The 13,060-nt window shown below is 54.4% G+C and carries 11 protein-coding genes; 9 read left to right on the top strand and 2 right to left on the bottom strand.

Going from position 1 to position 13,060, the window contains the following annotated elements:
- Positions 1–361: 361 nt before the first annotated feature.
- On the bottom strand, positions 362–817 hold the full coding sequence (locus PGRAT_RS20535) for an AraC family transcriptional regulator (protein ID WP_025703797.1): 456 nt from the start codon (positions 815–817) through the stop codon (positions 362–364).
- A 120-nt stretch (positions 818–937) separates the two neighbouring features.
- Entirely contained in the window at positions 938–1,975 is a 1,038-nt protein-coding gene (locus tag PGRAT_RS20530; protein WP_025703798.1) for a serine hydrolase domain-containing protein, read from the bottom strand.
- 388 nt (positions 1,976–2,363) lie between these two features.
- Here PGRAT_RS20530 and PGRAT_RS20525 point away from each other — a divergent pair, with 388 nt between their 5' ends.
- The 9 genes from PGRAT_RS20525 to PGRAT_RS20485 all read left to right on the top strand — a co-directional run bounded on the left by PGRAT_RS20525 (position 2,364) and on the right by PGRAT_RS20485 (position 12,868).
- Positions 2,364–3,314 carry a DUF1177 domain-containing protein gene (locus PGRAT_RS20525; protein ID WP_025703799.1) on the top strand — a complete coding sequence of 317 codons (951 nt, stop codon included), beginning with the start codon at positions 2,364–2,366 and terminating at the stop codon, positions 3,312–3,314.
- A gap of 59 nt (positions 3,315–3,373) precedes the next feature.
- Positions 3,374–4,042 (top strand): AroM family protein, encoded by a 669-nt coding sequence (locus PGRAT_RS20520; RefSeq protein WP_025703800.1) that lies wholly within the window; start codon positions 3,374–3,376, stop codon positions 4,040–4,042.
- A gap of 16 nt (positions 4,043–4,058) precedes the next feature.
- Positions 4,059–5,003 (top strand): aminopeptidase, encoded by a 945-nt coding sequence (locus PGRAT_RS20515; RefSeq protein WP_025703801.1) that lies wholly within the window; start codon positions 4,059–4,061, stop codon positions 5,001–5,003.
- Positions 5,004–5,053: 50 nt separating this feature from the next.
- On the top strand, positions 5,054–5,710 hold the full coding sequence (locus PGRAT_RS20510; RefSeq protein ID WP_025703802.1) for an aspartate/glutamate racemase family protein: 657 nt from the start codon (positions 5,054–5,056) through the stop codon (positions 5,708–5,710).
- A gap of 330 nt (positions 5,711–6,040) precedes the next feature.
- Positions 6,041–7,567 carry a PucR family transcriptional regulator gene (locus PGRAT_RS20505; protein WP_025703803.1) on the top strand — a complete coding sequence of 509 codons (1,527 nt, stop codon included), beginning with the start codon at positions 6,041–6,043 and terminating at the stop codon, positions 7,565–7,567.
- Between the two features lie 255 nt (positions 7,568–7,822).
- Complete coding sequence (locus PGRAT_RS20500) at positions 7,823–8,833, top strand: ABC transporter permease (RefSeq protein WP_025703804.1); 1,011 nt, start codon at positions 7,823–7,825, stop codon at positions 8,831–8,833.
- Between the two features lie 31 nt (positions 8,834–8,864).
- Positions 8,865–9,764 carry an ABC transporter permease gene (locus PGRAT_RS20495; protein ID WP_025703805.1) on the top strand — a complete coding sequence of 300 codons (900 nt, stop codon included), beginning with the start codon at positions 8,865–8,867 and terminating at the stop codon, positions 9,762–9,764.
- Positions 9,765–9,874: 110 nt separating this feature from the next.
- On the top strand, positions 9,875–11,476 hold the full coding sequence (locus tag PGRAT_RS20490; RefSeq protein WP_042267123.1) for an ABC transporter substrate-binding protein: 1,602 nt from the start codon (positions 9,875–9,877) through the stop codon (positions 11,474–11,476).
- Between the two features lie 108 nt (positions 11,477–11,584).
- Positions 11,585–12,868 carry a M20 family metallopeptidase gene (locus PGRAT_RS20485; RefSeq protein ID WP_025703223.1) on the top strand — a complete coding sequence of 428 codons (1,284 nt, stop codon included), beginning with the start codon at positions 11,585–11,587 and terminating at the stop codon, positions 12,866–12,868.
- Positions 12,869–13,060: the final 192 nt, after the last annotated feature.

Below are 13,060 nucleotides of genomic sequence, written 5' to 3'. Positions count from 1 at the left end.
CGAATTCAGCGAATTCACCCAGCAGGGTCGTATCCAGCCGGATTCAATTGCCTCTTGCCACCTCTCGCTGGCGAAGAAGCAGATGAACAACCGCTAGTTGGAAAAAGGGAACTTATTTCCCCTCCAAAATCACCAAATGAGAGATTTAAGTGGAAAAAGTAAACTTAATTGGGCAATAATACTTCTTCAGGAGCGGAATGAGCTGAGTTAGTGATCCTTTTTCCAACTTAGACTGCGGAGAGCAGTGTGCTGTGGCGAATTAGTGATCTTTTTTTCACTTGGCATTGCCGCCGGATTCATGAAGGTCCAGTGAAGGACGGCGCAGCTGCTTTGTTCTTGAACTGCCATGTATCTTTGGTTCTTATTGAACAGGCACGCAAATTTCGCAATAATGATGATTCACAAGTTCAACGGTGTACCGCTCCAGGATGGGTCTTGTCTCATCCAGACTGAGCCCTCCGCGCTTAACCTCCATGAATATTTCATCCCAAGCCTTTTGCACAGCTTCTGCGGTATGAGGGATCATAAATACAGCGTAGCTTCCTCCGCTAATATTACCCACGCTGACTTCATCAGAATGTACACAGTAATCTTCTGGAACTACCAGACATGCATCGTAGCGGCAATTTTCCGGTTTCACCCATGCCGGATTGTCTTGGGCAATCCCGAGGATAACAGACAGACTACTAGTAACTGAATCAGATTCTACCCAGCCTTTAAATTTATCCATTAACTGTAAGTTGGCCATTCCATAAGGACCCGTCTGTCTCATATATACAATTTTACAGGATGGTATTTCTTCAATGTTTACGTTCATATTATCTTCTCTTTCATTTAGAGTACATCGATGCCTGAACCCATCTTATGATGCTTTAAAATGAAAAACAACCCATCTTTTATAATTAAATGTAAAACCGGTGTTCGAATTCTGCCCGTGTTATATATCCGTATATGAGTCCAAGCAATCCTCAATCGCCCGCATCATCCGGTATGCGCCCCGGCTGTGGTTGCAGAGAACGGCAGTGGCAATGCCGCTGGCCGGATAGTAAGCAGAGTGGAAGGATACGCCGGGGTCGTAGCCCATCACATGGTATTTGTAGACCCCGCCGCCGCGTTTTGTAATCCACACCCCGTAGCCGTAATATTCTTCTTTGTCCTCATGAATGTGAGGGGTAAGCAGCAGGGCAGTCAGCTCCGGTCCCAGCAGCTTATGCTGGAGCAGCCCTTCCCACAGCAGCAGCATATCCGGAGCAGTAACGAACGCGCCGCCGTCGGCGCCTCCTTTTACCGGAATAGAGTAGATGTTGGTGGTCCAGGTTCCGTCTTCTTTCACTATGTATCCATGGGCCGTATTGGCAGGGAGTGCATCCAGTGTAAAATACCCCGAGTCTGCCATCCCGCTAGCCTTAAAGACATACTGTTCCACAACATCCGTGAATGCCATCCCGCCTAGCTTCTCCACAAGCAGCCCGAGCAGAATGTACCCCGCGTTATTGTAATGGAATCTGGTCCCTGGCGTGAATTTCATCGGCAGCTTTTGAAACATCGGCAGGAAGTCCTTAAGCTCCCGAACCTGGTACATCGGCCGTGTTGCCCACAGCGAGGCGAAATCATCCATCGTCTCTTCATCAAAATAATCGGGAATGCCCGAGCTATGGGTCAGCAGGTGATGAACAGTGATGTCAGTGCTGAACTGGGGAAACTCTGACTGCTCCAGAATATTCATGACTTTGCTGTCCAGTGCAAGCCTGCCCTGCTCTACCAACTGGCAGACGGCAATCGCTGTGAACAGCTTGGAGCCGGAAGCATTGCCATACCTTGTGTCCGGACGGTTGGGTCTTGTGTTTGCTTTGTCGGCGTAGCCATATGCGCCGGAGGCTGCAGCCTGGGTACCGCTTTTTACAAGTACGGTTCCCGAAAAGCCTGCTGCTTCAGCCTCAGATTGAATGGTGGTGTGAAGTTGTTCCTGCGTCATGATGTTGTCCTCCTGATAATCTTCCGCTTCCTTGTCTGACAAAGTTGGCGTGGTTGTATGATTTGCAGCAGAGAGTGCAATAGATTGTCATTTCAGTGAATTAAAGGAGTTGTCCGTTTGCTTCATATTCACGATAACATGATGCCTGCTGAGCGGATATGCCGACTTCTTTTAGAATGGTTTATTCCTTGTGTTTTCCCGTATGCTCCCGGTTTGTTCCTAATCACATGCTGTCCGGTGCAGAGCGTACGCCTCGCGTAAGGTTTATCTGCAAAGGACAAGAAAAGCAGCGCAGTTTTGGCAGGGCGGTACATTGTGGAGCGTTTGGAATTTAAGATAGTATAACTCTAACAGATTGAGAGAAAGCACATCCGGGGAGGAATTATAAATGGCACTTCATCAGACGATAACGGTTTTGAACACGATGGACAGCGCTTATGTAAATGGGGAGCAGATCAGGCAGTTGTTCGCTGCGTATCCTGCGGTTCAGGTAGAAGTGAAGAAGGTGGAAGGCGATAAAGGCAGCACAGAATTCGTGAAAATGACAATCCCGGGCAGTGACGGCAAGGGAGCAGGCGGCAAGGCGCCAACGTTTGGCATTGTGGGCAGACTGGGCGGGATCGGGGCGCGCCCCGGACGGATCGGGATTGTCTCGGATGCGGACGGAGCGGTGGCAGCCGTAGCTTCAGCGCTGAAGCTGGCCGATATGCAGTCCAAAGGAGATGTTCTGAAGGGCGATGTGCTGGTCACGACCCATATCTGCCCGGATGCGCCGACACTGCCGCATGAGCCGGTGGATTTCATGGACTCTCCGGTCGATATTCTGCAGATGAATGAGCATGAGGTACTCCCGGAGATGGAAGCGGTTCTGTCCATTGACACCACCAAAGGCAACCGCGTGATCAATCATAAGGGAATTGCGATTTCGCCTACCGTCAAGGAAGGCTACATCCTGCGGGTGAGCGAAGACCTGCTGCGTCTTCTGGAAATGACGACCGGCCGGCTTCCGGTGACATTTCCGGTGACGACCCAGGACATCACGCCATACGGCAATGACCTCTACCATATTAATTCGATTCTTCAGCCCGCCGTGGCTACGGATGCTCCGGTGGTCGGTCTGGCGGTTACCGCCCAGTCCATGGTTCCGGGATGCGGAACCGGTGCGAGCCATGAGGTCGACATCGCGTCGGCGGTCCGTTTTGCCATTGAGACGGCGAAGGAATTCACCCAAGGCCTGTGCTCGTTCTATAATCCTGCCGAATTCAAGCGCATTACAGAGCTGTACGGCTCAATGAAAGTACTGCAGACTTCCGGCAAACCGGCAGTCCCAACTGCCTGATGTGGTGCGCATCCATTCTGAGCCATGATGGGCCGGAGAGGCGTGAGGAGGGAACCAGGTTGAAGCAAATAGGGCTGATTACGATTGGGCAAGCCCCAAGGACCGATGTGGCACCCATTCTGGAAAAATATCTGGAGGGACGTGCGGAACTGGTCCAGTCCGGGGTGCTGGACGGTTTCACTCCGGCACAGGTGCGGGAGAACTACGCTCCGGGCGAGGGAGAATATGTCCTGACCTCCCGAATGGCCGACGGCTCGGCCGCCGTTGTCTCCAGAGAACGGATAAAGTCCGTTCTCCAAGGGAAAATTGATGCCATGGAAGCGTCAGGAATTAAGACGATTCTGCTGCTTTGTACCGGGGAGTTCCCCGGTCTGCGCACAGTCCGGGCGCATTTGATCGAGCCGGACCGGATTATTCCTCCGGTAGTGCAGGCTTTGACCGGCAAGCGCCGCCTGGGCCTGATCGGTCCCTTGCCCGAGCAGGAGCAGAACCTGAACGAGAAGTTTGCCGCATCAGGCAGCGCTTTGCCCTTTGCCGCCGTCTCCCCGTATACCGGAAGTGAAGCCGATTTTCGTGCAGCAGCGGAGAAGCTGAAGGATCGGGCGGATATGATTGTGCTTGACTGTATGGGCTATCTGGAGCAGCATAGACAGTGGGCGGCATCAGCCGGGCTCCCTGTCGTGCTGTCCAATGCGCTGATGGGGAAGCTGATCGCCGAAATGGTGTAATCAGGAGGAAGTTAACATGAGTGAACAACGGATCACAATCAGTATGAATGTCCTGAAGGACTGTCTGGGGCTTGGCAGCCATGAACAGCTGGTTGTAGTAGCGGATGACGACAAGCGGGAGCTTGCAGAATCGGTCTACGAAGCAGGCAAACGTCTTGGTGCCGAGACAGTGCTGATGATTATGAAAGAGCGGACCCGGTCCGGTGAAGAACCGCCGGCCGCTATTGCCGAAGCGATGGCCAAATCGGATGTAGCGGTATGCATTACGACTCATTCGATGACCCATACGGCAGCACGCAAAAAGGCGGCAGCCGCTGGTACCCGGGTAGCTACAATGCCGGGGATGACCGATGATATGTTCAGTCAAGGGGCGATTACGGCGGACTATGGGCAGGTCAAAATCTTGACCGAGCAGGTAGCCGCACTTTTGTCCGGCAGCCGCAATGTCCGTATTGAGAAGGATGGATTAAGCTTATCTTTCTCCACTGAGGGACGGGAAGGCATCCTTAGTACCGGTCTTTATCTGAATCCCGGGGAATCCGGCAATCTGCCTTCGGGTGAAGGCTATATTGCACCGCTGGAAGGCACTGCTTCTGGGAGCATCAGGGTAGACGGCTCTGTTGCCGGAATCGGTGCGCTGCGCAGTCCGATGGTGCTTACAGTGGAGCAGGGCCGCCTGACTGCAGCTGAAGGTGAAGGCGGAGACCGGCTGCTGGAGATGCTGGGTGCAGGTGATGGCCGGCTGCTCGGGGAATTCGGGATCGGCACAAACAATAAAGCGCGGATTACCGGCGTTGTGCTGGAGGATGAGAAGGTATACGGGACGATTCATGTGGCTTTTGGCAGCAACAATACCTTCGGCGGAGTGGTGGCCGCAGGGGTGCACATCGATGCTGTTGTGATGAAGCCGGATGTCTACCTGGATGACAAGCTGATTATGCGTGGCGGAGAACTGCTGTAGGATTGAAATAGCGGCAAACAAGGTACGGCTGCCGGACAGGAGGGATAAGGATGCTGGGAATCATACGCGTCATTACACTGGAAGAGGAAGCTGCGGTTCATTTGCACGGAGCGCTGATTGAGCGCCGCTTCGGACTGCCCGTCATGAGCCGCTGCATTCAGGATCAGCCTCAGGGGGTATTCGATGAGGAGACGGAAGCACGATCCGTCCCCAAAATTATTGCCCTTGCCCGCGAGCTGGAGCGCAGCGGCTGCACCGCTATCGGGATCAGCTGCGCGGCAGATCCCGCGCTGGAGGAGGCCAGAGCCGCGGTCCGGGTGCCCGTGCTGGGTGCCGGCTCCTGTGCTGCTCATGCAGCGATGGCGTATTCCACACGGGTGGGGGTGCTGACCATCCTCACAGAGGTTCCACCCTTGATCCGTAGCATACTCGGAGAGGCTTACGTGGGCATGGACCGTCCGGACGGAGTCCGGGCGACGCTGGATCTGAACACGCCCGGCGGACGGGCCGGTGCACTCACTGCCGCAGCGCGGCTCAAGGAGCGCGGAGCGGAGGCCATTGTCCTGGCCTGCACCGGCTTCGCCACCATCGGCCTGGCGGCAGAGCTGGAGGAGAAGCTCGGTGTCCGCGCGCTGGACCCGATCCTGTCGCTCGGCGCGATGGCTGCATCTGCGGCAATACTGCCGGAGCTGCTCCGGCGGCAATAGCCGGAATCTGGAATGTCTTGATATGATGTGCAAAAGCAGATACCTTCTTAGTCTAAGGAGGGTATCTGCTTTTTTTTGATAGAATCTAAATGCTTCACACTCTACATTTTATCCTTCTATTTCTCGCTGAAACGGGTACCGTTGTCCCAATTCCTAATGGCCTCCACGGGATCTCTCCTTTTCCCATGTAACTACAATGATGGGGAAGGGCAAAGCCGATTCTGGTTGTGGTAATTCGACAAATTCTGATAAAATATTCGGAAGTTGAGGTTTGGCATACTTCAGGAAAATTCATGAAATGCTAAAGACAGCAGAAGGGGGAGAGGATCAATGAATACTCGGGGCATAACCTTAAGAGAGCTGATGCAGCTTCCGATTCTGTCCAAAGCGACCGTGATCAGCGGCGTGCAGGGGCTGGACCGGGTGGTGAGATTTGTAGATGTTATGGAGGTTCCTGATCTGAAGGGCTGGATCAGCGAAGGCGTGATGCTGCTGACCACAGCGTATTCTATCCGCCATGATCCTTCACTGCTGACCGAGCTGATCTACACCTTGGACCAATTAGGCGCAGCGGCGCTGGCAATTAAGCCGGCGCGGTTCCTGAAGGAAATTCCGCAGGGGGCGATTGAGGCGAGCAATGACTGCGGACTGCCGATTGTGGAGATTCCGCCCGAAATTCCCTATACGGATATCACACAGCCAGTTATGGAGCTGCTGCTGGGCCGCCAAGCCATGCTTCTGCGCCGTGCGGAGGAAGTCTACCGGACCCTGACCACGATGGTGCTCGAAAACAGCGGGATACAGGCCGTCAGTGACAATGTGGCTGATTTCTTAAAAGCGCCCGTCGCTCTGGTTGATCCGGAGCGGAACATCATCGTTTCTTCGCCGTCCCAGTTCGACTGGACGCAGGCGGTGCAGCCGCTGAGCTGGAACATTCATGTCGACCGGCGGACAGTAGCGAGGCTGCTGGTGGATAAAGAACAGCTGGATGATATGGAGGAGGTCGGGATTGAGCAGGCCCGGCTGGTGTTCGCCCTGGAGCTGATGCGGAAAAAAGTAGCCGAGGATACGGAGTTCAAGCTGCGCGGCAACTTCATTGATGAGCTGCTGACGCCCCCTTTGCCGTCCCGGCATGAAGTGGAGCGGCGGGCGCGCCAGCTGGGGATGAACCCCGAGCACAAATGGGAGGTAGCTGTGATTGAAGGGGAAACTGCGCCGAATGAAGAGACGGTGAACCGGCTGCTGGAGCAGGAAGCGCGCAAACGCGGCGTTACCCCCCATGCGGAATTCCGTTCGAACCGGGCGGTGCTGTTTCTGCCGACGCCGGAAGGCCGCAAAATCGGCATTGCCGGTGACAAGGCGACGTCCTGGGGGGTAACACTGGAAGGCTGGCTGTCGGACAAAGCAGAAGGACTGGGCGGCTTCCGGACGGGAGTAGGGACTTCGGAATACCTCTGGGATATTCAGACCAGCTACAATGAAGCCCGCAAAGCGCTGTCCGTCGCCAAACGCCTGGGTCAGGGGACAGGCGGAGTGACCCGTTATGAAGAGATCGAGGTGTACCATCTGCTGGAGGGACTGAGCGGGGAGGGCTTTGCCGCCTTGTTCGAGCGCAAGCTGGGCAAGCTGCGGCAGTATGACCAGGAGCATGACAGCAATATGCTGCTGACCTTTTATCATTACCTGGAATGTCGGGGGAGCCTGATTGAGACGGCAAACAGCCTCTATATCCACCGCAATTCGGTCAAATACAGACTGGAGCGTATCCGCGACATTACGGGCTTTGATCTGAATGATCCGCGCGAGCAGTTTGTCTGCCATTTGTGCCTGATCTACTACTACCTGCAGGAAAAATAGTATGGATTGACATTTTTATGGATCAACGCGTTAGAAAAGGTGACATATAAGCAGGGTTGTAGTGCACAATCGACAAACGGTTGTGCTTTTTTTTAGCTGAACGGGACGTAGTGAGGGGTTCAAATTCTATGTAGAATTAGCACAACTACTACAGAGACTCAAAAAACCGCATGGTACCTGACATGGAATTCTGCGGCAGCAGCACAGGTGCGGCTGCAAGCAAGAAGGTAACAGAGCCTTAAGGGGGTTGATTCATTGTTTGCTTACACATTAAAAAGACTGGCGCAGATGATTCCGGCCTTGCTCGGGATTATCGTGATCACATTCATTCTCTCCAGAGTATTGCCGGGCGATCCCGCAATCATGCTGGCCGGGGAACAGGCCCCGGAGGAGACAGTCAACAAAATCCGCCAGGACATGGGACTGGACAAGCCGCTGTACATTCAATTCTTCAGTTACTTCGGACAGCTGTTCCAGGGGAATATCGGCTATGCCTATCATACGGGGCATTCGGTGGCAAGTGATCTGGCTACGCGGTTCCCGGCGACCCTGGAGCTGACGATTGCGAGCATTCTGATCGCTATCCTGGTGGCTGTTCCTGTAGGGATTATTGCTGCTACCCGCAAGGAGTCGATTCTGGACCATATCTCACGTGTCTTTTCACTGATAGGCGCCTGTGTACCCATCTTCTGGCTGGGACTGATGTTTATTTATATCTTTTATTCGATACTGGGCTGGGCGCCTGCTCCAATGGGACGAATCAGCGGGGACCTGAATCCGCCGGCGCATATCACCGGATTGTATGTTTTGGACAGTCTTTTATCGGGAGATATGATGGCTCTAAAAAGCAGTATCGTCCACCTGGTGCTTCCGGCGATATGCCTCAGTACAGGCACGATGGCCATTGTGGCCCGGATGACCCGTTCCAGTATGCTGGAGGTCGTCGATCAGGACTTCGTCCGTACCGCCCGGGCCAAAGGACTCAAGGAATCCGCCGTTATTTATAAGCACGCGCTGGTTAACGCTCTGATTCCAACGCTGACGGTGCTCGGATTGCAGTTTGGTTATCTGATGGGGGGCGCGGTGATCACGGAGACGATCTTTTCCTGGCCGGGGATCGGCGGCTATGTTACGGATTCCATTCTGGCTGCGGATTATGCGCCGATTCAAGCCTTTACGCTGGTCAGCGCCATACTCTACTGCGGCATTAACCTGGCGGTTGACCTAATCTACGGCCTGATTGATCCGCGAATCCGCTATGAATAAACGGACGTTCCGTAACAAGGAGGAGATTACATTGAGCACGGCAGCACACTCAGCGCAGGGCAGTCCTTCAGCACCCGCAGCTGTACACAAACCCAAAACACTGCTCCACCTGCTTCTGCATAACCGGCTTGCCGCACTCGGCCTGATCTTTATTCTGATCTGGACCGTGACCGCCCTGATTGCGCCCTGGTTGGCTCCGCATGATCCCTATCTGACGGACATGGCGAACAAATTGCAGGCCCCTTCCGGCAGCCATTGGTTCGGGACGGACAACTTCGGACGGGATATCTTCAGCAGGGTGCTGTACGGGGCACGGATCAGCATCTGGACCGGCCTCATCGCCGTAGCCATCTCGTTTCTGATCGGGGTTCCGCTTGGCGGGGTAGCCGCCTATTACGGCGGACGGACCGGAACGATTATCATGCGCCTGATGGATGTTCTGCTCTCCTTTCCGTCGCTGGTGCTGTCCATGGCGATCGCCGCTTCCATCGGGGCGGGCCTGACCAGTGCGATGATCGCGGTCGGTATCGTCGGCATTCCGGAGTTTGCGCGGCTGATGTTCGGCCAGACCGTCTCGCTCCGGGAGAAGGAATATGTGGAAGCGAGCCGGGCTATCGGGGTGAAGAACTCGGTCATTCTGTACCGGCATATTCTCCCGAACGCCCTCGCCCCGCTGATGGTACAAGCCACGCTGGGCATGGGCTTCGCGATCCTGACTGCGTCCAGCCTCAGCTTTCTCGGCCTTGGCGTCAAACCTCCGGTTGCCGAGTGGGGCGCGATGATCTCGGAAGGCCGGGAGTATATTATCTCCGGCCAGTGGTGGCTGGTCACCTTCCCGGGCCTCGGGATTGCCACCTCGATTCTTGGTTTTAATCTGCTCGGCGACGGGTTCCGGGATGTGCTTGATCCACGGTTGCGTTCGGGCAAATAAAAGGGGCGGCTGGCGGCTGGGTCCGCCGCTGCTCCGGATACACAGCCCGGTATAGATAAATCAGCAGCACCATGTTAGTAGCCAGTGTATAGAAAAGGGAGGAATTATTGATGAAAAAAGTAAAACTATTGTCCACACTCACCGCTTTTTCAATCATGCTGGCAGGCTGTGCAAGCAGCGCCAATCCACAGACGCCTGCTGCCACTTCGGCTGCTGAGGGCACCGCAGCACCGGCGGCTGCAGCCAAGCCTTTTCTGACGGTGGCTTATTCCGAAGGCGGCACGACGCTCGATCCGGCGGAAGCCAACGATTTGACCTCGGATACCCTGGTGCTGGCGGCATATGACCAGCTCGTCACCTACGGCATCAAGGCCGACAATGGCGCAAATATCGCCAATACCGAAGACATCAAGCCCATGCTTGCCGAGAGCTGGGAAACATCGGGCGACAATACCGTCTATACTTTCAAGCTGAAACCCGGCGTGAAATTCCAGAGCGGCAATCCTGTAGATGCAGATTCGGTGGTGTATTCCCTTGACCGTGTGGCGAAGTCCAGCTCCGGCAGTTTTCTCTACGGCATGGCGGCCATCAAAACCGTAACCGCCAAAGATGATTCCACCGTTGAAATCGCCCTGACGAATGCGAATCATAATTTCCTGCAGATTCTGGCGATGTACACCTTCTCCATTGTGGACAAGAAGAGTGTTGAAGCCCAAGGCGCCGACTATCTCAAGACCCATGCGGCCGGCTCCGGACCGTTCACTCTTGAGAAATGGGACCCGGCCACCGAGGCGGTCTTTACACCGAACGAAGACTACTGGCAGGGTGCGCCGAAGCTCGGCAAGGTGACGATGAAGTTCACCAAGGAAGCCTCCAACCGTGTGCTGCTGCTGAACAAAGGCGATGTTGACATGGCGATTGAAATTCCGCCGAAGGATGTGGATTCCTTAAAGAGCAACAGCAATCTGACTGTAGCCTCCAATGCGAGCAACCGGATTCTCTTTTTTGCAATGAACAACAAAGTGAAGCCTTTTGACAACGAAAAGGTCCGCCAGGCGATCAACTACGCGATTCCCTATGACGAATTGCTGACGGGTGTAATGTACGGGCAGGCCAAGCAGATGAAGAGTTCGGTTGCCAGCAATACGCCGGGCTTCTCGGATGCAGGTTATGTCTATGAGCATAATCTGGACAAAGCGAAGGAACTGCTTAAGGAGGCCGGTTATGAAAAAGGCTTTACCTTTGACTTCACGCTAGGCTCCGGCTTTGACGACTGGGAAGATGATGCTGTCCTGATTCAGGCGGAGCTGGCCAAAATCGGCGTTACCATGAACATCAACAAGCTGGCCCGGGCCCAGTTCCTGGAGCAGCAGAAAACGAAAAACCTGACTTCGTATATCTCCAAATGGACTTCTTTTGTCAACGATCCGGGTTATCACCTCGGGTTCCTGATGTACGGCAAAGGCTCTTCCAACTACAACAATTACCAGAATGCCGAAGTAGACAAGCTGTGGGAACAGGCCAATACGGAGACTGATGCCACCAAACGCGCAGAACTGTACAAGCAGGCTCAGGAGATCATTACAACCGAAGCACCATGGGCTTACCTGTATGAATACAACCGCATTGTCGGCATGAACAACAAGATCAGCGGCTACGCGTTCTACCCGGATGAAGTCATCCGCTTCTACCCGCTGTCGATTCAGGAGTAATCCTCCACAGCAGACTAAGACTTACATGTTGACAAAAGAGCGGACGGGCCTAGGGGCTGCGGTCCCTCTTTTTCCAAATTACAGCGGACCAAAAGGAGATTAGAACTCATGACAGATTGGAAAAGCAAGGTGCTGAGTGCAATTGATGCGGAGCAGGAGCGGTTGCTGGAGCTGTGTTCACAGCTGATCCGTTTTCCTTCTGAGAATCCTCCGGGCGATTCGCGGGATATCAGCAGCTTCATCATGGAGTATCTGAAACAGTCAGGAATAGACACAGAGGTGCATCCGGCCACCGAAACGATGCTGAACCTTGTCTCGACATTGAAATCCGGGGCGGCAGAGCCTTCTGATAAAAAACTGATCTTTTGCGGACATACGGATGTGGTGCCCGCCGGGGACCTGTCGCGCTGGGATTTCGATCCGTTCTGCGGCGACATCGTCGACGGCTATATGCTGGGAAGAGGCGCTTCGGATATGAAAGCCGGATTGGCCGGGCTGATCTTCGCCATGGGGCTGCTGTCCAGACTGGGCGTACCGCTGCGCGGCGATCTGGCGCTGCTGGTCGTGCCGGACGAAGAAACAGGCGGCCACCTGGGCGTGCCGTGGGTGCTTGAGCGCGGACTGGTTACAGGAACGGCTGCCGTCATTGCGGAGCCTTCCGGCCCGCTGAATCCGACCATTGGGCAAAAGGGCAGCTGCTGGTTCGAATTCACCGTGGAAGGTACGCCGGGACATGGAAGTCTGGCTCCGGTTGTAGGCGACAGCGCGATTGTCAAAGCGGCCAAGGGGATTGAAGCCCTGCAGCGCCTATGGGACATCAAGCCGGATATTCCTGAAGAGGTCCAGGAGATCATCCGCATCTCCCAGGATTATGTGAAGGAACGTGAGCAGGACGGCTCCATCGCCTACCAGGTGTTCGATCATGTGACGGTCAACATCGGAACGATTCAGGGGGGGACAAAAGTGAATGTGGTTGCAGACCGTTGTACGGTACAGGTAGATTCACGGGTTCCGTTTGGCGTTGATTACCGGGATGTGCTGGACCGTGCCCGTTCGCTGCTGCTTGAAGCCGGCATTGAGTCTGAGGTCAAAGGTTTCGGCTTCCAGGGCAATGCCAACTGGACTTCCACGGAAGAGCCGATTGTCAGCAACCTGGTAGAGAGCATTTGTGAGGTAAGCGGCGAAGAAGCCTACGGGGTGCTGCAATGGGCCTCCAGCGATGCCCGCCATTTCCGGACCCATCAGATTCCGGTGCTGCAATACGGCCCGGCTGAGCTGTCCACCATTCATAATTTCAATGAAAAAGCACCGGTCTGGCAGATCATCCAGTGCGCCAAGGTATATGCGTTGACCGCCCTGAAGTATCTTGGAGTCGAGGAGAGCGGAAAGTAAAGCGGACCTGAAGCTTACTGACAAATTTTACGCTAAAGGTCTGCGTGGGATTGATGTTACGATAAGAATGCTAAGGGATTTGTGTGTGTACCTGATTGTATTTCGTGCAATAGAATTTTCGATTTATAAGGAAATACGCATTTTTCGCTTCATTCTTTTGTACAGCGTGCAATAGAATCAGTTTTCCGGCTG

Origin of the sequence: Paenibacillus graminis, from assembly GCF_000758705.1 — a bacterium.
Classification (GTDB): Bacteria; Bacillota; Bacilli; order Paenibacillales; family Paenibacillaceae; genus Paenibacillus_AQ; species Paenibacillus_AQ graminis.
The sequence above is the reverse complement of the archived record's forward strand: the minus strand, read 5'-3'. Positions and strand labels throughout refer to the sequence as shown.

Excerpts from the sequence above, each read along its gene's own strand:
- PGRAT_RS20535 (WP_025703797.1), bottom strand. The coding sequence starts at position 817 with ATGAACGTAAACATTGAAGAAATACCATCCTGTAAAATTGTATATATG.
- PGRAT_RS20530 (WP_025703798.1), bottom strand. The coding sequence starts at position 1,975 with ATGACGCAGGAACAACTTCACACCACCATTCAATCTGAGGCTGAAGCA.
- PGRAT_RS20525 (WP_025703799.1), top strand. The coding sequence starts at position 2,364 with ATGGCACTTCATCAGACGATAACGGTTTTGAACACGATGGACAGCGCT.
- PGRAT_RS20515 (WP_025703801.1), top strand. The coding sequence starts at position 4,059 with ATGAGTGAACAACGGATCACAATCAGTATGAATGTCCTGAAGGACTGT.
- PGRAT_RS20510 (WP_025703802.1), top strand. The coding sequence starts at position 5,054 with ATGCTGGGAATCATACGCGTCATTACACTGGAAGAGGAAGCTGCGGTT.
- PGRAT_RS20505 (WP_025703803.1), top strand. The coding sequence starts at position 6,041 with ATGAATACTCGGGGCATAACCTTAAGAGAGCTGATGCAGCTTCCGATT.
- PGRAT_RS20490 (WP_042267123.1), top strand. The coding sequence starts at position 9,875 with ATGAAAAAAGTAAAACTATTGTCCACACTCACCGCTTTTTCAATCATG.
- PGRAT_RS20485 (WP_025703223.1), top strand. The coding sequence starts at position 11,585 with ATGACAGATTGGAAAAGCAAGGTGCTGAGTGCAATTGATGCGGAGCAG.